The 26386-nt window shown below is 58.1% G+C and carries 25 protein-coding genes, 1 tRNA gene and 1 pseudogene; 16 read left to right on the plus strand and 11 right to left on the minus strand.

The window, feature by feature from the left end; all coding sequences use genetic code 11:
• On the minus strand, nucleotides 1-1314 hold the full coding sequence (locus ACX93L_RS09050; protein ID WP_459404551.1) for a hypothetical protein: 1314 nt from the start codon (nucleotides 1312-1314) through the stop codon (nucleotides 1-3).
• A 671-nt stretch (nucleotides 1315-1985) separates the two neighbouring features.
• On the opposite strand from ACX93L_RS09050, the gene ACX93L_RS09055 reads away from it, so the two are divergent.
• Complete coding sequence (locus tag ACX93L_RS09055; RefSeq protein ID WP_459404552.1) at nucleotides 1986-3155, plus strand: Fic family protein; 1170 nt, start codon at nucleotides 1986-1988, stop codon at nucleotides 3153-3155.
• Nucleotides 3156-3520: 365 nt separating this feature from the next.
• Here ACX93L_RS09055 and ACX93L_RS09060 read toward each other — a convergent pair whose 3' ends face one another.
• From ACX93L_RS09060 to ACX93L_RS09070, 3 genes are all read right to left on the minus strand, one after another.
• On the minus strand, nucleotides 3521-3778 hold the full coding sequence (locus ACX93L_RS09060) for a hypothetical protein (RefSeq protein ID WP_459404553.1): 258 nt from the start codon (nucleotides 3776-3778) through the stop codon (nucleotides 3521-3523).
• A gap of 12 nt (nucleotides 3779-3790) precedes the next feature.
• A complete protein-coding gene (locus ACX93L_RS09065; RefSeq protein WP_459404554.1) occupies nucleotides 3791-4069 on the minus strand; it encodes a hypothetical protein in 279 nt (92 codons plus the stop codon).
• Nucleotides 4070-4141: 72 nt separating this feature from the next.
• The gene (locus ACX93L_RS09070) at nucleotides 4142-4273 is read right to left on the minus strand and encodes a hypothetical protein (RefSeq protein WP_008835993.1); all 132 of its coding nucleotides are present in this window, start codon (nucleotides 4271-4273) and stop codon (nucleotides 4142-4144) included.
• A 222-nt stretch (nucleotides 4274-4495) separates the two neighbouring features.
• On the opposite strand from ACX93L_RS09070, the gene ACX93L_RS09075 reads away from it, so the two are divergent.
• The 12 genes and pseudogenes from ACX93L_RS09075 (at nucleotide 4496) to ACX93L_RS09130 (ending at nucleotide 17727) form a co-directional block, all read left to right on the plus strand.
• Nucleotides 4496-4813, plus strand: a complete 318-nt coding sequence (locus ACX93L_RS09075; RefSeq protein ID WP_459404555.1) for a helix-turn-helix domain-containing protein — start codon at nucleotides 4496-4498, stop codon at nucleotides 4811-4813.
• 99 nt (nucleotides 4814-4912) lie between these two features.
• The gene (locus tag ACX93L_RS09080; protein ID WP_459405357.1) at nucleotides 4913-5392 is read left to right on the plus strand and encodes an ImmA/IrrE family metallo-endopeptidase; all 480 of its coding nucleotides are present in this window, start codon (nucleotides 4913-4915) and stop codon (nucleotides 5390-5392) included.
• 337 nt (nucleotides 5393-5729) lie between these two features.
• Complete coding sequence (locus ACX93L_RS09085) at nucleotides 5730-5993, plus strand: helix-turn-helix domain-containing protein (protein ID WP_459404556.1); 264 nt, start codon at nucleotides 5730-5732, stop codon at nucleotides 5991-5993.
• Between the two features lie 78 nt (nucleotides 5994-6071).
• Nucleotides 6072-8168, plus strand: coding sequence for an N-6 DNA methylase (locus ACX93L_RS09090; RefSeq protein ID WP_459404557.1), 2097 nt, complete (start codon nucleotides 6072-6074; stop codon nucleotides 8166-8168).
• A gap of 77 nt (nucleotides 8169-8245) precedes the next feature.
• Complete coding sequence (locus ACX93L_RS09095; RefSeq protein ID WP_459404558.1) at nucleotides 8246-9589, plus strand: restriction endonuclease subunit S; 1344 nt, start codon at nucleotides 8246-8248, stop codon at nucleotides 9587-9589.
• Nucleotides 9586-11199, plus strand: a complete 1614-nt coding sequence (locus tag ACX93L_RS09100) for a hypothetical protein (protein ID WP_459404559.1) — start codon at nucleotides 9586-9588, stop codon at nucleotides 11197-11199. The genes ACX93L_RS09095 and ACX93L_RS09100 overlap by 4 nt, the downstream gene beginning before the upstream one ends.
• On the plus strand, nucleotides 11196-12092 hold the full coding sequence (locus tag ACX93L_RS09105; protein WP_459404560.1) for a restriction endonuclease: 897 nt from the start codon (nucleotides 11196-11198) through the stop codon (nucleotides 12090-12092). Before ACX93L_RS09100 ends, ACX93L_RS09105 begins: the two co-directional genes overlap by 4 nt.
• A gap of 318 nt (nucleotides 12093-12410) precedes the next feature.
• Nucleotides 12411-12677 (plus strand): annotated as a pseudogene (locus tag ACX93L_RS09110) (integrase arm-type DNA-binding domain-containing protein); the annotation flags it as partial.
• 15 nt (nucleotides 12678-12692) lie between these two features.
• A complete protein-coding gene (locus tag ACX93L_RS09115; protein WP_459405358.1) occupies nucleotides 12693-13577 on the plus strand; it encodes a tyrosine-type recombinase/integrase in 885 nt (294 codons plus the stop codon).
• Nucleotides 13578-13581: 4 nt separating this feature from the next.
• Nucleotides 13582-14064 carry a hypothetical protein gene (locus tag ACX93L_RS09120; RefSeq protein ID WP_459404561.1) on the plus strand — a complete coding sequence of 161 codons (483 nt, stop codon included), beginning with the start codon at nucleotides 13582-13584 and terminating at the stop codon, nucleotides 14062-14064.
• Nucleotides 14065-14588: 524 nt separating this feature from the next.
• Complete coding sequence (locus ACX93L_RS09125) at nucleotides 14589-15434, plus strand: hypothetical protein (RefSeq protein WP_459404562.1); 846 nt, start codon at nucleotides 14589-14591, stop codon at nucleotides 15432-15434.
• The gene (locus ACX93L_RS09130) at nucleotides 15427-17727 is read left to right on the plus strand and encodes a virulence-associated E family protein (RefSeq protein ID WP_459404563.1); all 2301 of its coding nucleotides are present in this window, start codon (nucleotides 15427-15429) and stop codon (nucleotides 17725-17727) included. The genes ACX93L_RS09125 and ACX93L_RS09130 overlap by 8 nt, the downstream gene beginning before the upstream one ends.
• A 354-nt stretch (nucleotides 17728-18081) precedes the next feature.
• Here the strand turns inward: ACX93L_RS09130 and ACX93L_RS09135 are convergent, their stop codons facing one another.
• Nucleotides 18082-18300, minus strand: coding sequence for a helix-turn-helix domain-containing protein (locus ACX93L_RS09135; RefSeq protein ID WP_459404564.1), 219 nt, complete (start codon nucleotides 18298-18300; stop codon nucleotides 18082-18084).
• Between the two features lie 115 nt (nucleotides 18301-18415).
• Here ACX93L_RS09135 and ACX93L_RS09140 point away from each other — a divergent pair, with 115 nt between their 5' ends.
• On the plus strand, nucleotides 18416-18712 hold the full coding sequence (locus ACX93L_RS09140; RefSeq protein ID WP_459404565.1) for a hypothetical protein: 297 nt from the start codon (nucleotides 18416-18418) through the stop codon (nucleotides 18710-18712).
• A 5-nt stretch (nucleotides 18713-18717) separates the two neighbouring features.
• On the opposite strand, the gene socB is transcribed toward ACX93L_RS09140, so the two are convergent.
• The 5 genes from socB to ACX93L_RS09165 all read right to left on the minus strand — a co-directional run bounded on the left by socB (nucleotide 18718) and on the right by ACX93L_RS09165 (nucleotide 22408).
• Entirely contained in the window at nucleotides 18718-19437 is a 720-nt protein-coding gene (gene socB / locus ACX93L_RS09145; protein ID WP_459404566.1) for a type VI toxin-antitoxin system SocB family DNA replication inhibitor toxin, read from the minus strand.
• Entirely contained in the window at nucleotides 19415-19966 is a 552-nt protein-coding gene (gene socA, locus ACX93L_RS09150; RefSeq protein ID WP_459404567.1) for a type VI toxin-antitoxin system SocA family antitoxin, read from the minus strand. The genes socB and socA overlap by 23 nt, the downstream gene beginning before the upstream one ends.
• Before the next feature lie 36 nt (nucleotides 19967-20002).
• Nucleotides 20003-20078: transfer RNA gene (locus ACX93L_RS09155), tRNA-Thr, on the minus strand.
• A 259-nt stretch (nucleotides 20079-20337) separates the two neighbouring features.
• Nucleotides 20338-21402, minus strand: coding sequence for a DUF1176 domain-containing protein (locus ACX93L_RS09160; protein WP_459404568.1), 1065 nt, complete (start codon nucleotides 21400-21402; stop codon nucleotides 20338-20340).
• A gap of 46 nt (nucleotides 21403-21448) precedes the next feature.
• Entirely contained in the window at nucleotides 21449-22408 is a 960-nt protein-coding gene (locus tag ACX93L_RS09165; protein WP_459404569.1) for an NAD(P)H-dependent flavin oxidoreductase, read from the minus strand.
• Nucleotides 22409-22695: 287 nt separating this feature from the next.
• Between ACX93L_RS09165 and ACX93L_RS09170 the strand changes: the two genes are divergently transcribed.
• Complete coding sequence (locus ACX93L_RS09170; RefSeq protein WP_459404570.1) at nucleotides 22696-23880, plus strand: hypothetical protein; 1185 nt, start codon at nucleotides 22696-22698, stop codon at nucleotides 23878-23880.
• A 24-nt stretch (nucleotides 23881-23904) separates the two neighbouring features.
• Here the strand turns inward: ACX93L_RS09170 and ppk2 are convergent, their stop codons facing one another.
• Nucleotides 23905-24792 (minus strand): polyphosphate kinase 2, encoded by an 888-nt coding sequence (ppk2, locus tag ACX93L_RS09175; RefSeq protein ID WP_459404571.1) that lies wholly within the window; start codon nucleotides 24790-24792, stop codon nucleotides 23905-23907.
• A gap of 179 nt (nucleotides 24793-24971) precedes the next feature.
• Here ppk2 and phoR point away from each other — a divergent pair, with 179 nt between their 5' ends.
• On the plus strand, nucleotides 24972-26258 hold the full coding sequence (gene phoR, locus ACX93L_RS09180) for a phosphate regulon sensor histidine kinase PhoR (protein ID WP_459404572.1): 1287 nt from the start codon (nucleotides 24972-24974) through the stop codon (nucleotides 26256-26258).
• Nucleotides 26259-26386 lie beyond the last annotated feature (128 nt).

Below are 26386 nucleotides of genomic sequence, written 5' to 3' on the forward strand. Positions count from 1 at the left end.
TCACCACCCTCTCGCTGTCGTCGCCGCATGCATCGCCTCGGCCACGACGGCATAGCCGGCGCCGTTGAGATGCACCGCATCGATCCGCAACGAACGAGGAACAAGCTGGGCAGCGACGTCGGCGAGATCCTCTGCCGATCCGTTGTGGGCCTGCCGGAGCACGCCTGGGAGATCGACATAGCGGGCGCCATAGCGCGCCGAGAGCCGCGCATTGAGGTCCAGCCTTTGCACTTTCAGGTCTTCGCTGTCCGACGAGCGGGTCAGCGTGCCCGCGACGAGAAAACGCCGGTGGCTCAGGTGTTCGACCATGGCGGCGATATGCGAGAGCGTGTCGCTGACCGTGCTCGGATCGGCCGTGACGCCATTGTTGCCGGCCCAGATCCAGGCAACATGCTCACGAAGCGAGTGTGCCTCGTCCGGCAAGAAGACTGTGCCGGCAGGGCAGGGTACGGCATCGCCGTCGTCGATGCGTGAAAAGGTCCAGTTCCCGGCGCTGTCCGTCAGCATTGTCCCGCGTTGGCCGGCAAGCGTTCCGCTGGCGCTGCCGGTGAAGACCCCGCTGTCCTGCAGGATGTTGATCGTCCTGGTCGTCACGACGTCTCCGGCATAGGGTGCGCGTTCCTCGATGACCAGGTTGTCGATCGCAAAACTGGCTGCAGTCGCCGGCGTGCCATTGAACCGAAAGGCATAGGCGAGTGCCGAAGCGCCGCTGACGCTGTGGCTGACCACGTGCTGGCCGATCGTATCGACCGCGACACTCTCCGTTCCCTGCCAGGTGCCGACCGATCCCGAACTGCTGGCCGGGCCGATCTTGATCTTGACGGCGTTCGAACCGCCGGAATATTCGGTGAGGTCGAAGGTCGCGGTGATCGTGTGTCCGCTCGGCACCGTCTTTCCGAATGCGATGGCAGTGCCGCCCAGATTGTCCGTCACGCCGCTCCGCCTGAGGATGTTTCCGCTGTTGTCGAGAAGCCCCGAGCTGCCGATCTTGGTCCAGCCGGCAATGCTGGCGAAATCGAAGCTCCAGGACTGGAGCGGCGATCCCTTCGCCCCGATGGCATCGCCGGCGAGGCTGACGAAAATGGCGCGACCACCCTGTCGGGCGGCGATCTGCTCGGCGGTCTGCCCGCCGATCCCCTTCGCGATGACGCCGCGCGCGTCGTCGAAAAGCGCGGCCGCCTGGACCGGATAGGTCAGGCTCCCGAGAACTCCGCTCCCTGCCGTCAGGCTGTCTCCCCAGGCGACGATGCTGCGGTTGAACGCCCTTCGCATAGGATTGGCGCCGGGCGAAAGACGAAGACTGATCTGGACCACCGGAAGCTCCCTTGTTGAGACGCCGATGCACCGGCGCTGTCGGGAGACTCTAGCGATCCAGGCCCCCACGGGGACGTTCGTCTACAAGGAGCCTTGAAAAGAAGGTGCTTTTCACGATTTTTTTGCCCGCACGAAAACGCCGATGCCCGTCGCGGGAACTGCGAAGTCACGGTCGAAAGAGGTGGAGATTTGGAGGGAAATGGTGCCGCTTGCAGGACTCGAACCTGCGACCCCATCATTACGAATTGTTTTTCGTAATTATTTCAGATAGTTGGACGAGATTTCACCGAGTGTCCCAGCGTTGGACAACGCCTTGGTCTGACTCGGCTTTCAATGGTCGAACCATAGCACATCGTGTCACCCAATTGCACCCCCTGTCACCCTGTCCCGCTACTAACCCACTACAGGTCCAGAATTGCCCTACTAAACAGCAATCTGAACAACCTGCGCCGGACCTCCCCCCCATCAACGGGTTCTGACAATTGACCGGGGGAGTGGAGTCCGCTGTCTCGACGATGTCGGGAAACTGGCGATTCTTGAAATGAAGGCTCGCCCGCGTTGTTGGCTTCCGCCATTAATTATCGGCCGGCACTAATAAACAGAAGTGCCATTTCTTTAATTAACGTGCCCTGCTAATTAAATCTCATACATTTAGGATTCGGAGCCAAGCCGTGCCCCATATCTCCAACCTTGACGATCGCCTCGGTCGATTTGTTGAAACTGCTGTTGCCGGTGAGCGTGTCAGAGCTTTCGTTCCGCCGCCTTTGCCGCCGGAGCCACCTATTGATGTTTCCCATCTGCTGACGCGCCTGAGCGCGGCGGAGCGTGCGCTTGGGCGGCTTGATGGCGTGTCCATCCTGCTGCCCAACAAGGAACTCTTCCTCTATATGTATGTCCGCAAGGAAGCGGTTTTATCCTCGCAGATCGAAGGCACGCAATCCACCCTGTCCGACCTCCTGCGATTTGAAACCGAAGCCGTCACCGGCAAGCCGCTGGACGATGTCCGCGAAGTCTCCAACTATGTCGATGCGATGATGTACGGCCTGGAGCGCATGGCCGAGCTGCCAATTTCCTTGCGCTTGATCCGCGAGATGCATGGCCGACTGCTCGACAGCGGGCGCGGTGCGACGCAAAATCCCGGCGAGTTCCGTACCTCGCAAAACTGGATCGGCGGCACCCGTCCAGGCAACGCGATGTTCGTCCCCCCGCCTCCGAACGAGGTGATGAACTGCCTCGGCGACTGGGAGCGCTTCGTCCATGCGGAGACGCCTGGAATTCCCCCGCTCATCAAGGCCGGTCTGCTGCATGTCCAGTTCGAGACGATCCATCCCTTTCTGGATGGCAACGGCAGGCTTGGCCGTCTGCTGATCACGCTTTTTCTCTGCGCTGAAGGCGTTCTGCGGCAGCCGCTTCTCTATCTATCGCTCTATTTTAAGGCGCACCGTGCCGACTATTATCGGCTGTTGCAAGAAGTGCGGGAGCGCGGCGCGTGGGAAGCCTGGCTTGAATTCTTCCTCGATGGCATTGCCGAGACAGCCAATCAGGCCTTCGATACTGCCGACCGAATTGCCAGCCTTCTGGCGGCGGACCGTGAACGGATAATCGCGGAAGCTGATCGCACGGCCTCAGTTCTTCAGGTTCACGACCTGATGCGCACCAGTCCATTCTTGACCGCTGTTGCAGTGACGGAGAAAACCACGTTGACCATGCCGACTGTCAATGCGGCCCTGGCTCAGCTTCAATCGCTCGGGATCGTCAAGGAAATCACCGGGCGCAAACGCGGTCGCGTGTTTGCCTATAGCGCCTATCTCGACATCTTAAGCGAAGGGGCGGGGTTGTGAGGCGCTTGCGCGGTTCGAACTTGTAAGGCTTCCTTATAGGTTGCCAGCCCGTTGCCATGCCACCCTGTGACACTGCCGTCCGGCGCAACGCGGTCGCATGCCTGCCCACAGCGCCTACCTCGGCATCTTGGCGATGGGCAAGTTTGTGAGGCAATAGCAGGGCGCTCGCCTCCCCGCCGATGGATTTCACAAATAAAACCGGCGCGGGGAATCCGTGGCCATGTGGAAACAACGAATTCGGTCTGCCCTTCGGCATTCAGTTGTTGCAAAAAATGCAATAACTTGATCTTCGCGCTGCTCCACACGTCTCCGTACGGTCGCTCTGGCAGGCCTTCCGTGGCAGAGTACGGGGACGCGGCGTTATCTTAGTTGATGGAATATTCGCGCCACGGAATCCTATGAATGGGGACCGAGGACATGAACTTCGCGATGTCCGGGCGACCAAAATAAGTGGCGCGACCACGGCTGTCTTGAGCCATCAGAACGACAGGGACGCCGAATACAGGCCGAAAGCTTTCGACAGCGCTCGCCGCTTCGGTATGGTTTTGAACTACATACGGTTTAACAACCACGACGGCGAAGGTCTGGCCTTGTTCGCGGATAACGGCACCTTGAATGCGCATCGTCATTTCTCCTTATGCCGCCATCTTGAAATTGCGGCTATTGATCCAGTCCCAGGCTTCTTGGGGCAACCAACCCTCATAATCGCGGGTCACGCCGATCACGAGAAAGAAGTCGTTCTTATCGACATGGGGTTCGAGCTTTTTCCAGATGCCCTGCGCACTCAGTGCACTATCGACAAGCCACGTCGAACCCAGAAAATGCCACCAGTCACCGCAGCTTTTGATGGCATCATAAAGAGCGTCATAATTCTGACCCGGACGCTTCAGATCGTAGTTAATTGCGTAGATCACCGTTAACCTCCTTGAGCCGATAACACTTGAGAGCGGCAGGCCGAAGTTTTCCGGCCCACCAAGATGCGTGCCCTATTTCTTGTTGGGACGCTGCGTGAGAGCCGATGCCGCCGCAGTCTTGGCAGCCTTGCTCGAATTGGGGTTGCTGAGCACTTTCGCAGCCGCCGAAGCCGCCTTCGCGCTCGTAACTTCCTTATTCGCCATCTAATTCACCTCCTTTCTGGTTCTCTAATATGGACCATTCGACCCATCCTTTCGTGCGACACCCCTCCAAATTGTCGCAGGGGCGTCTTTAGTCCTTGACCGACCGAATCAGCGGTGATTCAATTAGTGTGCCGCAGACTGGTACGGAAGCTACCGATTCGATGGAGGCTTGTCCAGTGCGTGGCACACTAATTCCACCATCTGAAACACAAGGGGAGTGAAATGAAAATCGAAGACCTTGCCGGTCTCGTCCAAAAGAAAAAGGGAAGTATGGGTGTCCGAGCGACGGCCGCCGAGATTGGAATTAGCCCAACCACGCTGTCCAGAATCGAACGTGGTCATATTCCCGATATGGGAACTTTGGAAAAGATATGCTCTTGGCTCGAAGAGGACATGGAGAAATTCACGGGCATAGGCGGTTTACAGATCGCCTTTAAGAAGAATCAGGCAATCTCTCCAGAAACGGCAAAATCATTGGCATCCCTTATCGAGCTGGCCAGTAAGCAGTTTGCTGCGAAAATCGAAGTGGAAGGACATTAATTGCTGCGCCGAGGTTTCAAATCTCAATGTGAGCGTCGGTCTGCGGAGATTAGAAAGTCCCTTGGACTTTCTAATGACGACCCGCTTCATGGCGCCGATTTGGCGCGGCAGTCGAGTGTAACAGTCTGGAGCGAGAGAGACGTTGCCGGGCTATCTGCGTCTGACCTGCAACAGCTTACGGTCGTTGATGGTCCGAGCTGGTCAGCATTCACGCTTAGAATTGGCAATCAACATCTTATTGTTTTCAATTCGTCGCAGTCACCACCAAGACAAAACAGCGTGATCATGCACGAGTTGGCCCACATCGTTCTCGGCCACGAACTGCATTCCGCAAGCCTAACGGACGACGGTCATCTAATCCCCTCGAACTACAGCCAGGATCAAGAAGATGAAGCCGATTGGCTTGGAGGGACATTGCTCCTGCCTCGCCCTGCCTTGCTTAGGATCAGGAGGGATGGGCTCAGTGACGCAGCCGCAATGAATAAATTTCAAGCCAGCGAAGAAATGCTGAAATGGCGCTTCCGGATGACTGGCGTCGACTATCAGCTTGGATATGGGCGCAGAAAGGCTACTGTGTAATCGGCCGTTGCCGGAACAAGATCATCGAAGTCTATCGTGGCCAATCCGCGGATATGAGTTCGAACATGGTCTATGAGTCATCGGCGATCGGCGCGGCATCTTCGATTTCCTCGCGGGTAAATTTCTCAGCAAAGAATGCTTCGTCAATTTCGTAGATTTCAACAGGTCGCCGTTTCACGCCTACAGGCTGCTACCTCGTGAAGCGATTAGGGGCAGCACTTGGGAGGCCGACAGTTTCCCAGCCCTCGTCTCGTAGGCCTCACAATTCCCCGAGCCACTTATCTGAACTTGAGATAACTGAAAATCAGATATACGTGAAGGCCTCATCTGATTCAGGGTGGGGCGAAGAGTGGTCAAAACTCTAGGAACGGCCAGGCACGAAGCGCTGATCGCGCTCCTGATTCAGAAACGCGAAGCGGCAGGTCTCACACAAGCTGAGCTTGCCAAGAAGCTGGGGGAGTACCAATCTTTCGTTGCGCGCCTCGAAAGCGGGCAGCGTCGAGTGGATATAGTGGAATTCTTGGATTTAGCTGAGATTTTGGGCTTCGATCCCAAGTACGCCTTGGACTCAATCAGGGGGCTTGGCCGAAAAGATGCGTAAGATATCTGAAATTCAGGTCGAAAAGTGCTGAGCCTACGCTGGCATAGGTGAATTTGCGTCGAGGGTGGAAAAATACGGATGGCTGAACCAACAACAAATTGGGTCGAGAAGGCCTTTAGCGACGGGCACCTCCAGCTCATCCAGTCTGGTCGAAGCGAGAAGATCCGCTACGTTGCTACCAATATCACTGAGGGATGGAACGACCCGGAAGAAAAGGTGCGTGCATCCTACTATGCGGAGCTCATCTATCGATATGGGTATGCACCCGAGGTCATTGGCGTGGAAGTGACAGTTCCAGACCGCGTTCCTTACGACCGTGCGGACCTCGTGGTATTTCGAGACAAAGCCCGCACACGGCCCTTCGCCGTCATTGAGTGCAAACGCGACGGGGTTACCGACACGGAATTGCGGCAAGCCGTTGAGCAGGCATTCGGCAACGGCCATGCGCATAAATTCCGCGCGGAGTACATCGGCGTGATCGCGGGCCAGACCCGTGCCTTTTACGATTGCTCCGATCGCTTCGGTGTACTTGAGCGTGAAGCTAACATCGTCGCAGACCTGCCCGTAAAATACGGCAAGCCGGAAGAGTTCAAGTACTATTACGCAGCCCCGCCGAAGCCAGATATTTCGGCTGTTGGTCGCGACGACCTAATAAAGACAATTCGGAAATGCCACCAAACCCTTTGGGGTGGCGGGCGGCTGTCTCCGCCCACTGCCTTTGGCGAACTATGCAAGCTGATTTTTGTAAAGACGCGTGATGAGAAGAAGCCACGCCGAAAGGGCGAGCCCTACGAGTTTCAGATTAAGACGAATGAAACGCCTGACAGGCTGGCTAAACGTATCCGCGCGCTTTACGAGGCCGAGCAGGCAAACGATCCAGAGGTATTCAACGAGGGCATTAGGATTGACGATGTCACCCTAAAGAATGTCGTCCTTCACCTCGAAGGAGTGAACCTCACGGCGACTGACCTTGACACGAAAGGTGTCGCCTTCGAACAGTTCATGGATGGCTTCTTCAAGGGCGATTTTGGACAGTATTTCACGCCCCGCAACATCATCGCTTTTTCGATCCAGATGCTCGGGATCGAGAACACTGATACCGTGATTGACCCAGCATGCGGATCGGGTGGTTTCCTCCTTCATGCCCTCGACCATGTTCGCAGACAGGCAAGTGATTTCTACAGCGCAGACACGCCCCAGCATTTCAATTACTGGCATGACTTCGCGGAAAAGCGTCTCTTCGGAATCGAGATCAACGAGGAGATTGCGCGCGTCGCCAAGATGAACATGATCGTCCATGACGATGGCCACACCAATGTAATTGGTAATGATGCCTTGGAGCCACTGACGGTCATAGCCAATCGCAACGAGACGTTTGCCAGGATCATGGGCATCGACCGAGCCACCGGCAGACGTGATGAGACGAAAGGCTTCTCGAAAATTCCAACGAACCCGCCCTTTGGTGCCGTGGTCAAGGAAGAATTGCACACCTATCTAAGTAGCTACGAGCTGTCCCGCTATATCGCTAAAGGCGCCGCAGGCGACGACGAGACGGACGATGCAGGTAGCCCACGGTCCGGCAAGAAGGCGATCAAGCAACGTGCCAGCGTCAAGACCGAGATAATCTATGTTGAGCGCATCTGGCAGCTTTTGAAGCCCGGTGGTCAAGCTGCCGTAGTTCTACCAGACGGCCTCTTGACCAATGCGAGCCTTCAGGGCGTCCGCGATTGGCTGCTGGAGCGGTTCAAAATATTGGCGGTGGTCTCGCTGCCACAATTTGCCTTCGCCCACTTTGGCGCGGGCGTGAAGTCGAGTGTCGTCTTCCTCGAAAAGCGCCCCTTCTCCACAATCAAGAGAAGCGGGAAGGATTTTGTCGTTGTCAGCGGAGCCAGCGACGACGAGCCGATCTTTATGGCGATGGCCGAGAACGTCGGCTACGATGCTGCTGGTCGAAACACCTACCAGATTGAAATCCTGAGCGAGATGCCGGGAGCGCAGCGGATCGAGCGCCACCGCTCCGATCTCTTCGACTGGAAAGTCACGTATGACTGGAAACCGGGCGAAGGAAAGAAGCCCGGCACTTGGAACGAACGCCACCGTGAAGTGACACCCGGCAGCGGCCTTCTGGGCCAATACGCCGCTTTCCAAAGGGACCCGACGCCTTTTTTCGTCTAACCCCCGTTCTCGCTGGGCAGGCTATCTGCTTTGCGGTGCAACGGGGGGAAACGGGCGCCAGACTGGACCCTCAGTTCTTGGAGTTGAAGCGGCGGAAGGAAATCCGTTACGCGCTCCCACTTTATGCGCTCACGAAAATCGACACACTGGCCGATTTCATCCAGTACGGCATTTCCGAACGCGCGAATACAGATGGCGCGGGCGTGCCTATGATCCGCATGAACAACCTGCAACCCCTGGGCTGGGATTTCTCCGACCTGAAGCATATCGAACTGGAGGAAGTCGTACTCAACAAATATCGGCTCGAACCAGGTGACATTTTGTTCAACCGAACCAACTCCAAAGAGTTGGTGGGCAAGTGCGAGGTCTTCAACGAACCGGGCGACTGGGTATTCGCGTCATACCTTATTCGTGTCCGATTGGATCGCCGAAAGGCTTTGCCCGAATTCGTATCGGCCTTCCTGAATACAGAAGCCGGGCGAATGCAGATCGATCAGGTAAGCCGTCAGATAGCGGGCATGTCAAATGTCAACGCGGAGGAACTTAAGGAGCTTGATGTCCCTCTGCCTCCCGTCTCTGTGCAAGAATCCATATTGCAGGAGTATGAGGCGCGTATCGCCGAACGCGATCAGCTTCTTAAGGCTGCCGAAGCACTAATGACGGGAATCAACGCATTCGTTCTCAATGAATTGCAGATAAACCTCCAAGGAGGGGACCGGGCAGTTTTCGCGGTGTCAAGACGAGCCGCGAAAACGAGGCTTGACGCAGATTTTAACAGCCCACGTTTTGAGATACTGCGTAGAGCGATTGAGCAATCGTCGTTTCACAGTGCCGATTTGCGTGACCTTGTCGTGTCGATCCGCTCTGGCTTTGCCGCAGGCTCTAAAGACCAAGCCCGCGATGGAGTTGCATCTATACCCCACCTTCGCCCGCTCAATCTGAATGGCTATGGAGAACTGACGCTGGAAGGCACGAAAAGTGTCCCGCGCGATAACGTATCAGAGAGCGAGTTTTTGAAGCCCGGAGAGGTCCTTTTCAACAACACCAACTCTGCCGAATGGGTTGGGAAAACAGCGGTTTTTGATCTCACCACCGATTGTGCGTGCTCAAACCACATGACTCGAATCACAGTGAGCAATCAAATTGATCCTTACTATCTAGCCGCCCTGCTGAATGCCTTACGCGGGCTCGGATACTTCAAGGCGCTGAGCACCTATTTCAATAATCAAGCGGGCATAAACACCGCGACCCTCGGACAGCTACGCATTCCTGTGCCTCCGATCGACGAACAATTGCGTATTGCAGCTCAAGTTCGAGACCGCAAGCGCAACGCACGTGAACTCCAGGATGAGGCAGGCACTATTTGGCGTGCGGCCCGTGCATCGTTTGAAAATTCACTACTGAGCGAGGTTACACAATGATTCTGTCCGGCATCCTTCATTCTTCGCTGGGCGGGTTCATGGTGATCCGGGGCGTTGCACCCTTGGGCGAACTCGCCCGATGCTCTCGTTTTGATCCTGCCTATCAGCGCAACCTTATCGAAACCCACAGAGCAGAAATCGAACGCTTCCTGGCGGATCGACAGTTCCTTTTCTTTCCTGAGGTCGTGCTTTCAGCCTCTCTTAAGTTCGACTTCGAAAAAGCGCGCGGTCGCCTGGTCGACCCCCTTGGCGACCTATTCACCGGCAAAGGGTTTGTTTCCAACGTAAACGGTCTCAAGATCACAGTCCAATCAATCAAGCTGCCAAAAGCTCTCGAAACAGTCGGCGGTATGAATGCCCCAACGCTTGTCTATCTGGAAATGCCTGATGCTGAATTGGAAGCCGATGACGAATTGAAGCTTTTCCGCATCGACGGAAACCACCGCCTAAGCGCAGCGAATGGGCTTAGACCTGGGCAAGACACCTACAATCTTGGCACACCGTTCTGCATAGTCCTGCATCAGGACCCGACACTGGCCCGGCAGTTCGAAAAGGTTGTCTTCCACAACATTAACGCCAAACAAATACCTTTGACCTCCGAGGAAAACTTGCGGCTGATTCTTGAAGAGGGCGATGGGTCGCTCTTCAAGGACGCCGATCTGATCAACAATCCAAGCCTCGGCCCTGCCTATCTGATGGCGCGCAAGCTTCTGCCCCAATTCGATCCTCGCTTCCTGTCGGGCCTGTCGAAGCACTTCGAGAACCGTCATACGCTCGCTCTCGCATTATCGCAATTCCTGATGGTGCGGGATGACGAATTGACGAAGATTACAACCGTTGAACAGATTGAAGGGCAGATCGCCCCAGTCCGCGAAGCACTAAAACGCACCAACGCCATGTATGAAGACGCGCAACACCAGCAGCTGCGCGAGGCAGGGTGTCACGGCGTCCTAACCGCCGCAGTGTATTTTGCCTTCAAGAACAACGGTGCGCAGCTTCCTGTTTTTGCTCGCTGGGTGACAAACAACCGGATCGATCGCCTCACCCCATCGCACGCTACCCGTGGACTGGGCTATCACTACCATCTGGGGCAGACGCAGGCCGTCGATGCCGCGAGCCTGGTAGAGGTGTTTGAGAGTATCCTCAAGGCCCGCAGCCGCGAGGTTTTTGTCTCGATGCAATTCGGCGCCGAAACGGACGCCGTCTACAAAGCAATCGAAGAGGCCATCGCGAAGGTCAATGAGAAGCATAAGTTAGAGGCTTTGGACTTAGCGCTACGCCCCGTGCGAATTGATCGCGTTTCCAAGGGCCATTCATACACCATCGACAGCGAAATCCTCAGTGTTATTGATGGTTCTGGGTTGCTGATTGCCGACCTCACCCAGGGAAACAAGAACGTCTATCACGAAGTCGGCTTCATGATGGGCTTGAACAAAGGCCGTGGCGGTGAACAGAACAATTTCATCTTGATCGCCGACCAGAGCAAATTGTCTGGTGACAAAGACATTGGCTTCAATCTCAGGGCATGGCAGCAGCTGAGGTTTCCAGACACCTTGGAGCTGGTCAAAATGCTGATCGATGCCCTTGAACAGTTCTACAAGTTGAAATGATGGCAAAACTCAAAGGTCCACGATTTATCCAATATTTTCAACCGGTCATTGACGGCTTGCGTGATCTTGGTTCATCGGCAAAGCCGCGTGAAGTTTATACGTGGATTGCGGAGCACCATCCCATACCGAAAGAAGAGATCGAAAGCACGACCAAGGGCGGACAGTCCAAGTTCGAGAATAAGGTCGGTTGGGCGCGCTTCTATCTGGCCAAAGGTGGGTTGATCGATACCGAACAACGCGGCGTGTGGGTCCTAACTGAGAGCGGGCGCAAAACGAACCTTTCCCACGAAGACGCTTACAATCTTTTTAAGTCGATCCACGATGGCTTTCAGCGCGAAGGCGGCCAGGCTGGCGAAGCAGAAGCCGAGAAGGCCGTCGATGAGGCTGACGCCAGTGCACCCGACGAAAAGACCTATTTCAATCAAGATGAAATCCAAGAGGAATTGGTTCGTCTTCTGAGAAGTACAACCGACAAGGGTTTCGAGGAGCTTTGCGCCCGCCTTCTGCGGCACATTGGCTTTGAGAACCTGAAAGTGACAGGCCAAACGGGAGACCACGGAATTGATGGCGAAGGTCATCTTCTCATCAACCGGTTCGTCCGCATAAAGATCATGTTCCAGTGCAAGCGCTACACGAATTCGGTTCAGGTGAAAGAAATCCGAGACTTTCGCGGCGCCATTCAAGGCCGTGCCGAGCGCGGGATTTTCCTCACGACCGGCACATTCACAAAGGCTGCGCGCGAAGAGGCCGCACGCGAGAATACGACGGCTATTGAGCTTGTCGATATCGACCGGCTGCTTGAACTCCTGATCGAGGAAGGCTTGGGGGTGAGGGAAACAAAGGCGCTCACAATCGACCGCGATTTCTTCGCGGCCTACCAGAAGCAAGCATAGTGCTGGCATGAAGATTGAAGACCTACCAGCACCCGTTACCTCGTCGAAAACCGACTGGTTGGCTGGGAATCCTTGGCTCTGTCATAGCAGCGGAAAACGCCAAGTCGCTTAGTCACTAGGAGCTCTGACCGAAGGAAAGGCTACGAATGGCTAAACTGAACCTGGCGTTGCTAATGTTCGTCTGATCGCGCGTGCGCAGGTGTTGGACCGGGTGTTATCTTCTTTCCCACTCTAAGATTGATTTTCATAAATATCTGATATTACTTGTATTTTTAGAATAATCACGTTATTTCGAGTTGAGGCCAACAGGAGGTCTCAATGCCGAATTTACGTCTCACCCGCCGCGCGATCGATGATCTTCCCCATGCCGACAGCGGCCAGATTTTCTATCGTGACACTCTGCTGACCGGCTTCGGCCTGCGTGTCGGCACCCAATCCAAGGTCTATTATGCCGAGGGGCAGGTAAACCGCCAAACCCGCCGCGTAACCATCGGCCGCGCCGATGTCTTCGCGCCGGAAATCGCCCGCAAGAAGGCTATGGCGCTGCTCGCCGAAATGGCGGAAGGCCTGGATCCGAATGCCGAGAAGCGCCGGGAGGCGGTGGTCAAGCTGACACTGGCAGATGCCTTCGATACATTCTTCGCCGCCCGACCGCAGCTTTCGGCCCATACCGTGCAGAACTACACGCGGACTGCCAAGCTCTATCTCAAGGCATGGCGCAAAAAGCCGATCAACGAAATTACCCGACAAATGGTGCTGAAGCGGCATCAGGAACTTTCCGCCGAGATCGGTAAGACCACGGCCAATAATGTCATGCGGCATTTGCGCTCGGTCTACAATTTCGCCGCCGCGACCCATGACGAGTTCCCGCCGAACCCGGTGCAGATTTTGACGCAGGCGCGGGCATGGCACCGCGAGCAACGGCGGCAAACCCTGGTGACCGCACTTGACCTGCCGTCATGGTGGAAAGCGGTCATGGCCGAGCCGGACCACTCCCGCGATTTCCTGCTCACGGCGCTGTTCACAGGCATGCGCAGGGGCGAGCTTATGGCGTTGCGTTGGGACAACGTGGACCTCAAGGCGCGCACTCTGCACCTGCCGAAGACGAAGAACGGCGATCCCCTGAACCTACCCCTCTCGACATTTCTCGCGGAGCTTTTGGCGGAGCGTTTCGCGCGTGCCGACGCCTCGCCCTACGTGTTCCCTGGGCCAGGCCGGGACGGTCATCTTGTGGAGACCAAGAAGTTTCTGCTTCGCGTCAGCACCGGTTCTGGCGTCAGCTTCACCCTACACGACTTGCGGCGTACCTTCATCACCATCGCCGAAAGTCTTGACGTTCCCTATTACGCGCTCAAGCGGCTGCTGAACCACCGCGCCAACGGTGACGTCACGGGCGGTTATATCGTCGTCAACGCCGAGCGTCTGCGCGTGCCGGTGGAGCACGTTGCGCAAAGGATATTGGAGTTGGTCAATGCAGAGGGCTGACACCATGACCGTCTATGCCGAAACGGTGCTGGAGCGCGTGCTGTTGGCGATCATTGAAGCGCATCCATCATCGGAATTCGAGAGACGCCCGTTCGTCCGGTTACAACAGGCAATGGCAGCACTCTTGGGCAGGTCGCCCGCAAAATGGGAGGCTGCTGACAAAGCACTCGCCTTTATGGCTCGTGAACGCCAAAAGGACATTTGCGATGCCGAGATGTCGATGCTTGCAACCGGTTCGGTTATTGTCCCGTCCGCCGCGCGGTCAGTTTCGGAATTGGCCGAAGTGGCCGCTCGCGATGTCCTCGGACTTACATGTGTGAGCGAGATCAGCGTTGCGGCGAATTTTCTTTGCCAAGCTCATCGGCGGGATCCCGTACATTTCTCGGTCGCATATGATCCTGCATCTGAGGCGATGCAGGACGAAGCCGTACAGCGCATCCTTGATGAGCTTGCCGAATGGGATATCCCCCACGCCTCCAGGAGATAAAATCTCTTCTAATCAAACGATTGCGCATAAAAGGTTGGACGTGGCTGCCGGCTGGTTGAACCTGCCGTAGCGATATGTAATGCTGATTTTGGATGAGCGGACAGCATCCAGCGGATGAATATCCGTAGGCGGGTGACCTTGGGCTTTGACCCTCTGGACTACACTCTTTAGGGGATTATTCCCTGCCTCGTCGTTGAACGATGCCGATCGCCGAGTGACATAATCGGCCTTGGCAGGGCCTACCATCGGTAGGTTCAAAATGTACCCTAGATCATCATCCTTTCGCGCGAGCGGCACCGCTCCCTTGCGTCCGCTCGCTCATCCGGAAAAGCTTCTCACCACGAAAGAGGTCGCCACCTTCACCGGGCTCAGTGCCTCGTTTTTCAACAAGAGAAGGATTTATGGCGGGGGACCAAAGTTCCTTCGCCTGAATGCCAACAGCAAGGTCGGTGCGATCCGCTACCGTCTTCCCGACATTCTCGATTGGCTCGCAGCCGGCGAATGCAAAAACGGGAGCGGCGACCATGCGTGACAACGATCTACGGTTAGGCGTGTTCGCCCTGCTTTATAAATCACTCGGTTGGTGGCCGGTCTTGCGCTCTTCTGGAGCGACCGAAGCGCATGACGAGCGGCGTGACACTCGTATCGTGCTCGGCCAGCCTTCCGGCAGTCTGATCGATATCGAACTTTGCTGGGACGAGGCGCAGGAGCTTGCGCTGGAACTGCTGGACTCATTGCCGGCCTATGGCCCAAGGAGCCACCCGCTTCGCCATCGCCTTGCACGCGGAAATCTGCGCAACGATCACCTGCGTTTTGAAATCCCGTCTGTGGCCGCGCCTCTGTTCGGCGATAGACCTTCCGTCGTTATAGGCTTCCGAAGCGACGGCCACGAGGCTGTTGTTCCTCCCTCTCTCAACGCGGAAGGCGAGGGCCTGGCCTGGTGGGGGTTTCCGAACAACCCTGAATATTGGAAAGACGGTGAACTCGAAGACGCCGGCGGAACGACTGCAGCGCTTGCAGTTATCGCTTACGCCTATGGGCGCTCGCCTGGAAATCGGGACGTCATATGTGAGGCTCTGACCGGCGTTCTTGCCCTTGCAGGCCTCCACCCCGGTGATATCGAAGTGTTCGTTGAGAAGGTCGCGTTTCTCGCAAAAGACGAAGATTGGTTCAGGCGCGGCACCGGAGCTGCGGGGATACGCGCGCGGATCGATGCCGGCGAGTACGTCATGAATGTCGCCGAATTGTGCCGGGAACTTGGCATCGAACCGATGGCGGACACGCTGAGGCAGTGGCTTGGGATAGAGGGTGGTAGCGGCAACGCCGCCCCTGGTCGCGAACGCAACGTGGGAGGTGACGACCATGAGTGATCATCTCCAACCGAATCCCAAACTTGCAATCGCCTTCCTCTCCTGGCTGACGCAGGGCGCGCCGCTGCATCTGGAACGCATGAACAGCGTCGGACCCGAAAGTCCGGTTCAGAAGACTTACGGTCCTCAGGAAAGGGAGTCCGCGGAAAAGTTTATCGGCATGAACAATGCCGATAGCCTACGACGCAACATCTATTTCCTGCCGAACGGTGAGTTCCTCACCGGGGAGAGAGGCAAGAGCAATCTTTCCGCCGCGCGGTTCTTGCATGTCGATCTCGACGGCAAGGATTACGCGGGATCGCGCGAGGAACAGCTTGAAACCATTCTTGCTCTCCTGACTGATCCGAAGCGGATGCCGAAGGGCTTACCGGCACCGACCGCGATCTGCTTTTCGGGCGGGGGCTATCAGGCGTTTTGGCGCTTGAAAGAATCGATGGATTGCGATCAGGCGCGGGAGATGAACCTTGCCATCCTCAAAGCCTATGAGGGCGAAGGTAATACCCACAGCCCCGCACAATTGATGCGCGTGCCGTTCACTGTCAATTGGCTGAACCAGAAGAAGCGTGACGCCGGGCGTGAACCGGCGCTCGCCTTCGTGGGCGAACCGGTCGATTTCACCAGCCTGCCCACCGAATATGAGCCGGGAGACTTCAAGCTCAAGCTTGGTAAGGCCAAGGTTTCGCCCGGTCCATCGCACGCACTTGCCGTGCCAGAAGCGGCAGAAATTCGGCCCCTCCCGTTGCCGGATGACCTGTCCGAAATCATTCCGCCGAGCCCGGAATGGGTGGCCGCGTTGGTCGATGGTATCGACCCGCCCGGCAAGAACTATGGCTCTCGATCGGAGCTTGTCCTTGCCTGCATCATCTGGATGCTCGGAAACGGCGTCCAGCCCGGTCATGTGGTTTCGGTCATCACCGACCCCGGTATGAAGATCAGTGCGCATGTCCTCGAAAAGCCGAATCCGCTTCTCTATGCCCAAAGGCAGGTGGCGCGGGGGATGGCTTACATAGAAGCCAGGCGGGGCGATTGGCCCCACACGAACCTGGACGGCAGTCCTCTGAAGGATCACCCAGACAATATCCGCCATGCCCTGATACGCTTTGGCATCGACGCGCGGCGGAACCTCTTCGTCAATGCGGATGAAATCACCGGCCAGGGCCTAGATGATCGCGACCTCAACGACATCTGCGAAATCCTGAGCAGTCAGTTCCTGCGCGATTTGCATTTCAAGGCCTCTTCCAGCGCCGTCAAGCGGGAGCTGATCGCCGTCGCTCACGACCAGGCGTTTCATCCGGTCATCGATTATCTCGACGGTTTGGCGTGGGACGGCAGGCCGCGCATTGATACCTGGCTGCGAGACTATTGCGGCGCGGAGGACACCGAACTCAATCGCGAGTTCGGCTCCAAGCTGCTGATCGCCGGCGTCAGGCGCATCAAACGACCCGGCGTAAAATTCGACACGATGCTCGTGCTCAAAGGTCCGCAAGGCGTCGGCAAATCGAGCCTTGCTGCCCGCCTCGCCGTCAGGAACGAATGGTTTTGCGGTAATCTCGATCTGAAGAGCGACGACAAGACGAAGGCAGAGCTTTTGGCCCGCGCATGGATTGTCGAATGCCAGGAGCTTGACGGCATGAACCACACGACCAGCCAGAACCTTAAGAAGTTTCTCAGCACGGACACCGATAACTACCGCAAGGCCTACGGGCACGATGCACGGGCCTATAGGCGGCATTGCATTATTCTCGGCACCACCAACGAGGACTCGTATCTTCGCGACGTCACCGGCAATCGCCGATTCTGGCCGGTCAGGGTAGGCAACATTGATTTGGGGCGGGTCAAGGAGGATGTGCATCAGCTATGGGCCGAGGCGGTGGTGCGAGAGCAGGCGGGGGAGGCGATTTCTCTGTCCCCGCATCTCTGGCAGGCAGCGGAAGCGCTGCAGACCGTGCGTTTGGTTGAAGATTCCTTCGATGTCGTTCTTGAGGGATGGTTTTCCGAAAGCACCGGGCGTGTGTCGCTGGAAAGCGTCAAGCTGCTCCTCGGCTTCGAGGGCGGCAAAATGCGGCCCAGCGAGGCTCAGCGGCTCAAAATGATCATGGAAAGGCTCGGGTGGGAGTACGGTTCGCACCGGCTTCACGATCTTGCTCAAACGGGTGTCGCGCCCCGCAAGGGGTTCGCGCGAGGCTCTGAAGACGAGCGCAAGGCCGAACTGGTCGCAAAGCGTGTCGAGGGCGGCATCGTTGCGTTGGCCCGCCTCAAGAACGACAGCGTCGAAGCCAACCCACCGTTTTAAGGGAACGCCCGGCGTGTGCCCTGTAGCTGTAACCCTGCGGCTTATAGGCCACGTGCCGGGGCGGGGGAGTGCCTGTGCTCCCCCCATTGCCATTTATCATTTTGGGGCCAAGGTTACGGTTACAGGTTACAGGAGGGGTCAGGCTCTGCCTGCTTTTTTGGAGTATGCCACCCGCTATAGGTATGGCCTCGGACGGCCTTCTGAAGCCGCCAGAAGCGGTGGGGCCAAACTATGCCCCCCTCTGCCAGCCGCACGTGTCTGACGGCCTCTGATGGCCTGCTGAGCGGGGTTACGGGCGGGTGCTGTGGCATTGTGTACGCAAGGTCGTGGATAGGTGCGCCATGGGGCCGAGGGCTATCGAGATCGGTCGGTCAGGAGGTCCGCCGCCGTGGTGCCGAGAGCTTTGGCCAACTTAGCGACCACGGTAATCGTCGGGTTCCGTACCTGCCGTTCCACGCCTGAGACATAGGTGCGGTCTATTTCTGCGCGCTCGGCAAGCTCCTCTTGCGACCAGCCGAGAAGGTTTCGGGCACCCTTGATGTTTTTAGCAAGTATCGCGCACACGTCTTCCATACGCACGATAGGCCAGAAATGTAGACAATGAGGCCACGGACTATGAGTCACAATTCGCTTTCAATTTGCGCTTGTAGACTATAGGCTACATCGCGCTTCCATTAGGGGTGGTGCGATGTGGGATATTTTCCTTAGGGGCGTTGCATGGCTGCTGCTAATCTTCTTCGGCGGGCAGGCCGTTATCTTTATCGGCCTCATGCTATGGATGACCTGGACCGATACAATAAAGCCGAGGCTGATTCCCGCAGGCGACATCAACCGCATGGCTGACGACATTATCGCGAACAACCCCGACCCCGAAGAGGAAGCATTCGCCCGACACGAGCGCGCGTGGTATCGCAGCGATGGCGCGGAGCAGACCTATTGGCTTCGCGTGCGGAAGGCCGTCAGGAAGCGGCTGGAGCGGTTGTGAGGCCGCTATTCGAACAGGGGTCCGTATCCACCGGCCGACTTGCGTCGGGTCTCGCTTTCACGGGCCTCGCTGACTTCACGCCAGATGTCGTAGGTCTCTCGAACCATTTGGTCGAGTTCATCGAAACTATAGAGGGCGATCCCAGCATCAGTCCAGAATTTGACCGGCCGTTGGTCTTCGGCCGCGTCGCCGAACTGGAGGATACCAAAGCGAGCCTCGGCGAAGTCGGGATTGGCCGCCCGGATATGTTCATGCATCATCGAGAAGACGAACCGCCTTGCCTCGGCGGTCAGGCGCTTGCCGCGCCGGGGATCGATGAAGACGACGAGTGGTGCGCCGTCCAGTGCGGTGATCATCGGCAACCAGTATTCGACCTTCTCTCCAACACTAAGGGATAGCGAGAAGAAATTGTGAGACCGGCTGCGCAGGGCATTGGTGCTGGCGAATTCGTAGAGCCCTTTGGCCACAAGCAGATTGGCGCCCCGTTCCTCCTCGGACGTCGCTTTCGCCCGGATCAGGCGTTCCAAGACCGGCCATGCGGTCGGGTCTGTCGCGGCAAACAGGTCCGGCTTGACGTTGAAGATATCCGCGAACCACGCTCGCACCGGCTTGTAGGTTATCGTCGGACGCGCGAGCTTGAACCGTTCGAGTTCTACACGCTTCCGATCGCTCGCCAGCGGCGCGATGCGGGCAAGGTCGATTTCAGGTAAGCGGCGTATCTTCATCTGGCTCTCCCGCGACCGGGGCCGCGCCTACGGAAACCTTGTGGAACTTGAATCGCTTAACAATGACATCATCGGGGATTCGCAATCCCAAGGCAACAGATGTTCTGCCTTTGTCCGCAATGTAGTCCCAGGGCGCATCCTTGGCATGGGAGATATCGACAAGGCGACCGGGAGAGAGCTGACCATAGGAGGTCATGATCCGCGCCAGATGACGCCGAATGGCCGGGTCCACGGGAAGGTCCAGCGCATGGCGCTCGCCGGTCATCACGTTCTGCCCGGTGGCGCGGAAATCGATGGGGCTGCTGCCGGCCATCTTGAAGGCCGAGTAAACGGTGGGATGCACCGGGCCATACTGCCAAGCCTCGAAATAGCCGCTGACGAGGGGGCGTTTCGATTCGATCAGGAAAATGGAATGGGCGAAGTAGAGGAGCTTTTGAAGGGCGAGGTTGGTGACGTTGATCCCGGAACGATCGGCCTCGTCCAACATCAGGTTGGCGATGGCTCTCGGATCATATGGACCACCGCTCATCGCAACACTTCCGCTTTCCTTCATCTAAGGTGGAAGTGGTGCCGCTTACGTGACTCGAACACGTGACCCCATCATTACGAATGATGTGCTCTACCGACTGAGCTAAAGCGGCTCACCAAGCGCAGGGCAACCTACTATCGCCCTACTATTTTATTCCTTCATCCGCCAAGCCATTGGCTTAGAACATCATTCCCGAGCGGACCCGGTAATTACGAATGATGTGCTCTACCACCTGAGCTAAAGCGGCCCGGCCGGGCGGATCGTCCGCACGGCGATTGGTGAGGGGCTGATACAGCCATTGCCCGGCGATTTCAAGCCGCTTTTCCGCCGTCGGGGAAAAATTCCGGCGGCGCATCGCGGTTGGCCGAGGCTTACTTGACCGGCCAGGTCTTGGGCCAGGTCCCGGGATCGATCATACCGTTCTCGTCGAACTGCTCTGGGCAGTCCCGGAAGGTTTCGGCTTCCAGGATCAGTGCGGGGCCGTTCGCATTTTCCGCGAGCTTCCACTGGCTGTAGGTCCCGCAATCGCCGATGCCGCGGCCCTTGAAGAAGCCGGTAAGGCTGCGCGTCTCGTAATCGTAGCCGACATTGTAACCGACGGCCATCGCGCTCGGGGCGCCGTCCTGCATGACCGGAAAGGCCATCTGGGTCACCATGTCGAAACTGTCGACGAAAACGGCAAACGGCAGGTTATAGGCGCCGCCCATGCCGCAGGGCGTCACATAGATGGAAGTATTCTCATCGATCTTGTGGGCCAGGGCATTGCCGTCGAAGAGCGTCTCCTCGGTGTCTGCGCAGAGTGCCCCTTCCTTGAAGAAGCCGCGCATCTTCTCCGGGAAATCCGCGAGTGTGACGATGTCCGATACCGGAAGGGGAGGGTTGGGTGCCTTGTCGCCCTTTGCCGTCATGGCATCGGTGTGGCCGTTGCGCTTCTGGAACTCATCGATGAAGAGCAGGCTTGCCGCAGCCCCGGCCAGTCCGATTTCACCGTTCGCCTTCTGCTCACCGTGGACAATACCCACCTTGAGCGTCGTTCCGTTCTTCAAGTGGTCAATGAAGCCGCCACCGATAAAATCGGACGACACGCTGATTGTGCCTGAGGAGCTGTCGATGCTGACGGCTTCACCGTCTAGTGCAATCGCTTCGCCTTCGTCGACGCTCAGCGTGACCGCGGTCGGGTCGTCGCCCTCCGTCAGTCCGCTTTCTCTTGGGGAAACGACGAGGACTACTGGTGCTTCCGGGGTTCCGGAGCGCCGCAGCTCGAACTGGCTGATGGGGTCATCCGAGATAAACTGCCGCATGCTGCAGCTCTGCGTCTGCCCGCAGATGACCTGCCAGTTCTTGAACTCCTTGAAGGCGCCGTCCCCGGCGGACGAGCTTGCCGTGGCCGCGAGTAGCCACAGCAGGGAAGAGCCGATGATTCTTGTATGGCGCATGGTGTCCCCGCAACATGATGATGCGGAGACGCTAGCAGCCGCGGTCTCAGCCGCAAATCGCCTTTTTTGCGTGGATGTATTCGCGTTCCAGCCGGTCGACGACGGCGGCCACCGGTTCGACCGCCTTTACTGCGCCGATCCCCTGGCCGCAGCCCCAGATGTCCTTCCAGGCCTTGGCGCCGGTCGTCGCCTTGTCGAAATCCATCTTCGAGGGATCGGCGACCGGCAGATTGTCCGGATCCATCCCGGCGGCAATGATCGATGACTTCAGGTAGTTCCCGTGAATGCCGGTGAAGTAGTTGGAATAGACGATGTCGTTGGCATGGGCCTCCACGATCGCCTGCTTGTAGGCATCCGAGGCGCGGGCCTCGGTCGTGGCGATAAAGGGCGAGCCGATATAGGCCATGTCGGCGCCCATCGCCTGCGCGGCGAGAATTCCGCCGCCGGTGGCGATCGCACCGGCCAGCAGCAGCGGGCCATCGAACCATTCGCGGATTTCCTGCACGAGGGCGAAGGGCGAGAGCGTTCCGGCATGCCCGCCGGCGCCGGTCGCCACCGCGATCAGGCCGTCGGCACCCTTGCGGATCGCCGAATTGGCATGGCGGTTGTTGATCACGTCATGCAGCACGATACCGCCATAGGAATGGACCGCGGCGTTGACCTCCGGAACGGCGCCGAGCGAGGAAATGACGATCGGAACCTTGTACTTCACGCACATCATCAGGTCGTGTTCGAGACGCTTGTTGGATGTGTGGACGATCTGGTTGACGGCGAACGGCGCCGCCGGTCGTTCTGGATTGCGGGCGTTGTGGTTCGCCAGTTCCTCGGTGATCTCGGCCAGCCACTCGTCGAGCTGAGCCTCGGGACGCGCATTGAGTGCCGGGAACGCGCCGACGATACCAGCCTTGCACTGGGCGAGCGTCAGCTGCGGATGCGAGATGATGAAGAGTGGCGAAGCGACCACCGGGAGCCTGAGATGATCGGAAAGGACCGGCGGAAGTGCCATGGAAACCTCACAAAGAGTTACGTTTACGGAAACGTCAATACGCTAGCAGATGTGCCGCGGCAGGAAAAGGCCACTCAGGTGCCGGCAGCCGACCCTGCCGCGCAGCCGCACCGGTGAACGGGCTCGCGGCAAGGATAGCCAGCACTTCTCGAAGGCGCCACTTTCTTCTGCGTATCTGAGCTTAGGGCAAGGGCAGGGCTTGCGGATCGCGCCTCCAGCCGTTACCGAATCGTTAAAAGGGCAGGCCGCGGGCGGATCGTGTGCCGCCGACAGGAGAAAGTGCACCCTTGAACGGATTGGAAACGGCAATCAGAAACGCTCTCGAGCGCTCGGATCGCACCAATGCGGAAACCCGTGCCCGCATTTATCAGTCAGCGCGACAGGCGCTCGAGAGCGGCCTGCGCAAGCAGAACATCAACGACCCGGAAACCATTGCCTACCAGCGGCACCGCCTGGAGGCGCTGATCCATTCGATCGAACTGGAAGAGCGCAACCGGCTGGACGACACCGTGGCGCCGCCCGACGAGCCGGCCCGCCAGGCGCTTTCCGGGGCACCTGTTTCCACGCCCGACGTCGAATCTCCCGCCGCAGCACCGGCGCCGACCCGGTCTGAACCGCATCTGTTCGGCGGCGAAACCCATCCGCCGTCCGTTCAGTCGGATCATGGCCTGACAGCGTCCCGTGACGAGCGCATCGAGCCGTCGGCGGACATGTCGGTCGGTACCCCGCTTCGCGACGACGTCGATCGCGCGGCCGAGGTTCGTGTCGAAGAACCGATGCGCCCCCGCAAGCCGCGACGTCGTGGCTTCTATTCGCGCATCTTCATCATGGCCGTTCTCCTGGTGTCGCTCGGAATGGGCGCCTGGTGGGTCTATTCGGCCGGGGTGCTTCTGACGGCGGCCGAGCGCGACACCAGCGTTCCCAATCCCCCGCCTAAGGCCGAGGAAGAGGATTTCACCGGTAACGAACAGACATCCGTCGAGACCCAGGAACCGAAGGCGCTGGACGCGCAGAGCGGCTTTTCCGACAACTGGGTCGAGGTCTTTGAGCCCAAGCAGATCGCCTCGATCCGTCCGCGCAGCAATGCCTTGGTCGATGTCGTCACGGCGAGCGACGGTACGGCTGTGCGTGTGGTCTCGCGCAGCAGCGATGCCGACGGCAGCGTGGAGATCACGGTTCCGGCGGAAGTACTCCGGGAGATGGCCGGCAAGGTTTCGACCATCGCGCTGACGGTCCAGTCGTCGGACGACAAGCCGGTCCAGATTTCGGTTTCCTGCGACTTCGGCCGGCTGGGCGATTGCGCGCGGCATCGCTTCACAGTCAATCCGGAAAAGTCCGATGCCTTGTTCCGCGTTTCCTTCGAGAGGGCGATGGCCCCGGGAACGCCGGGCCGAATTCTCCTCAACGGAGATCTTGGCGGCGAAGACCGCGGGGTGAATCTCTATTCGGTGCGGATCCTGCCGGGCGAATGATCGCCCGGCATCTCGCGTGTAATCCTACTTCTTCTCAAGAAAATCCGGCCCCGAGCCGATGATCTTCTTGTCCAGCTTGCCGATCTTGTCTTCGTCCTTGCCCTCGTAATCGAGAGAGAGAAGGATGTGGCGGATGACGTTGAGCCGGGCGCGGCGCTTGTCGTTTGCCCTGACGATCGTCCAGGGAGCATGCTCGGTATGCGTCTCCTTGAGCATGCGGTCGCGCTTCTCGGTGTAGTCGTCCCACTTGTTGAGCGCGGCGATATCCATCGGCGACAGTTTCCAGACCTTCAGAGGGTCATGGCGCCGGTCATGGAAGCGCTCGAGCTGCATCTTGCGGCCGATATCGAGCCAGAACTTGAAGAAATAGATGTCGTCCTGCTCGACGAGTTTCTCGAAGCGCGGTGCCTGCTTGAGGAAGTCCTCATACTGTTCGGGTGTGCAGAAACCCATGACCGGTTCGACACCGGCCCGGTTGTACCAGGAGCGGTCGAACAGCACGAACTCGCCGGCGCTCGGGAAATGCGGGACATATCGCTGAAAGTACCACTGGCCGCTCTCGGTTTCGGTCGGCTTGGTCAGCGCCACGACGCGGGCCGAACGCGGGTTCATGTAGGAAAGCGTTGCATGGATCGTGCCGCCCTTTCCTGCCGCGTCGCGTCCCTCTAGCAGGGCCATCACGCGCTTGCCCGTCTTCTGTTGCCAGAACTGCACCTTCACGAGTTCGATCTGGAGCCTTTCGAGATCGTCCTCGAACTCGTCCTCATCCATCTTCTTGTCGTAAGGATAGCCGCCGGAGGCGAGCGACTCGTCGTCGATCCATTTCGGCAGCTTGGGGTCGTCGATATCGAAGATGCGTTGCTCGCCGTCGATCGTCAGCTTGACCGCGCGGCTTTCCGGTGCAGTGTCCATTGTTCTTCCTCTTCGTCTGCCGATGCAATGCCGGCGACATCTAGTCAGGCCACAATTGCCCGGTGAATTCAAGCCATTGCTGATATCCGCAATCTCGCGTGGCGACGGGGAAAACCCTGTGAATGCAATGGTGCGCGTCGCAAACATCTGTCATGAATCGACGCTATGAGGGAAGTTTGATGAATAGCGACGAAACCGAGAGGCGGCGTGTCTTGAGCGAAACCAACCCTGTCCGGCGCCCCTTGTCCCGACGCATGCTGTCGGGTTGGATCTTCCTGATCGCCGCGGGTCTTGTTTCCGTGTCGGCTTACCTTTCGGGCGCCGACCCTCTTTTCGCGGCGATCCTGTTCGGCTTGAGTATTGTCGCCATTCTCATGCGCAACGGCCATCCGGATCATGAGACGCCTGCGGTGCCGGCGACCGCGCCCCAATCCCAGGACGAGTCGATTGCTGCGGAGCGTGTGGTTGCTGCCGTCCTCGATGCGCTTGAACTCCCCGTCTTCGTTGTCGGCAGGGACGGGGCGCTGCGCGGACAGAACGCAGCGGCAGAAAAAGCCTTCGGCCCTTCGCCGGACGGGTTGCACATTTCCGCGCGGTTCCGCTCGCCAAGCATTCTCGACATGGTCCGCGAAACCATGGCCACGGGCGTGCAAAACCAGATCGAGCATTCGGAACGCTTGCCGTCCGAACGGGTCTATATCGTACGGATCGCCCCTGTCAGGCTGGGCGGGCGGCAGGACGATTTCTTCCTGCTCTCCTTCAAGGACATTTCGGAATTGCGCCGCATTGACCGCATGCGCAGCGATTTCGTCGCCAATGCCAGCCACGAGCTGCGCACGCCGCTGGCATCGCTTCGCGGCTTCATCGAGACCATGCAGGGGCCGGCGCGTAGCGATCCGAAGGCGCAGGAGCGGTTTCTCGGCATCATGCTCGATCAGGCCAACCGCATGAGCCGGCTCGTCGATGACCTGCTGTCACTATCCCGCCTCGAACTCAAGGCTCATATCGCGCCTGATCAGCTGGTCGATCTCGTTCCTGTCATCGGCCATGTGCGCGACAGCTTGGCGCCGCTCGCCGCCGACCTGGCGGTTGAAATCCGCCTTCATGTCCCGGAGGACAAGGTCGAGGTCATCGGCGACCGGGACGAGCTGGTCCAGGTTTTCGAGAACCTGATTGAGAACGCCTGCAAGTATGGGCAGGAAGGCGAGTTCGTCGATGTGTATGTGCGCAAGCCGGAGGGAGGCGCGGTCGAGGTCAGCGTCGTCGATCATGGCCCCGGCATTCCCGCCGAGCATGTTCCGCGCCTGACCGAGCGTTTCTACCGCGTCAGCGTCACCGACAGCCGGTCCAAGAAGGGGACCGGCCTCGGCCTCGCGATCGTCAAGCATATCCTGACGCGCCATCGCGCAAGGCTCATCGTGAAGTCCGAAATCGGTGAGGGAACCGACTTTACGGTGCGTTTTTGACATAAAGGACGGCCGGTTGTCGTCGGTGCCGAAAATTGTCTTTAAAATACAGATACATGACCTGTCACAAATGTTTCGTCAAACTGACATAAAAGCTTGAGGGAACGGTCGCTATGAACGTCGTGCTG

It is taken from the genome of Rhizobium sp. CAU 1783, assembly GCF_054551725.1.

Excerpts from the sequence above, each read along its gene's own strand:
- ACX93L_RS09060 (WP_459404553.1), bottom strand. The coding sequence starts at position 3,778 with ATGCGCATTCAAGGTGCCGTTATCCGCGAACAAGGCCAGACCTTCGCC.
- ACX93L_RS09070 (WP_008835993.1), bottom strand. The coding sequence starts at position 4,273 with ATGGCGAATAAGGAAGTTACGAGCGCGAAGGCGGCTTCGGCGGCTGCG.
- ACX93L_RS09075 (WP_459404555.1), top strand. The coding sequence starts at position 4,496 with ATGAAAATCGAAGACCTTGCCGGTCTCGTCCAAAAGAAAAAGGGAAGT.
- ACX93L_RS09090 (WP_459404557.1), top strand. The coding sequence starts at position 6,072 with ATGGCTGAACCAACAACAAATTGGGTCGAGAAGGCCTTTAGCGACGGG.
- ACX93L_RS09100 (WP_459404559.1), top strand. The coding sequence starts at position 9,586 with ATGATTCTGTCCGGCATCCTTCATTCTTCGCTGGGCGGGTTCATGGTG.
- ACX93L_RS09105 (WP_459404560.1), top strand. The coding sequence starts at position 11,196 with ATGATGGCAAAACTCAAAGGTCCACGATTTATCCAATATTTTCAACCG.
- ACX93L_RS09120 (WP_459404561.1), top strand. The coding sequence starts at position 13,582 with ATGACCGTCTATGCCGAAACGGTGCTGGAGCGCGTGCTGTTGGCGATC.
- ACX93L_RS09125 (WP_459404562.1), top strand. The coding sequence starts at position 14,589 with ATGCGTGACAACGATCTACGGTTAGGCGTGTTCGCCCTGCTTTATAAA.
- ACX93L_RS09130 (WP_459404563.1), top strand. The coding sequence starts at position 15,427 with ATGAGTGATCATCTCCAACCGAATCCCAAACTTGCAATCGCCTTCCTC.
- ACX93L_RS09135 (WP_459404564.1), bottom strand. The coding sequence starts at position 18,300 with ATGGAAGACGTGTGCGCGATACTTGCTAAAAACATCAAGGGTGCCCGA.
- ACX93L_RS09140 (WP_459404565.1), top strand. The coding sequence starts at position 18,416 with ATGTGGGATATTTTCCTTAGGGGCGTTGCATGGCTGCTGCTAATCTTC.
- socB (WP_459404566.1), bottom strand. The coding sequence starts at position 19,437 with ATGAAGATACGCCGCTTACCTGAAATCGACCTTGCCCGCATCGCGCCG.
- socA (WP_459404567.1), bottom strand. The coding sequence starts at position 19,966 with ATGAGCGGTGGTCCATATGATCCGAGAGCCATCGCCAACCTGATGTTG.
- ACX93L_RS09160 (WP_459404568.1), bottom strand. The coding sequence starts at position 21,402 with ATGCGCCATACAAGAATCATCGGCTCTTCCCTGCTGTGGCTACTCGCG.
- ACX93L_RS09165 (WP_459404569.1), bottom strand. The coding sequence starts at position 22,408 with ATGGCACTTCCGCCGGTCCTTTCCGATCATCTCAGGCTCCCGGTGGTC.
- ppk2 (WP_459404571.1), bottom strand. The coding sequence starts at position 24,792 with ATGGACACTGCACCGGAAAGCCGCGCGGTCAAGCTGACGATCGACGGC.
- phoR (WP_459404572.1), top strand. The coding sequence starts at position 24,972 with ATGAATAGCGACGAAACCGAGAGGCGGCGTGTCTTGAGCGAAACCAAC.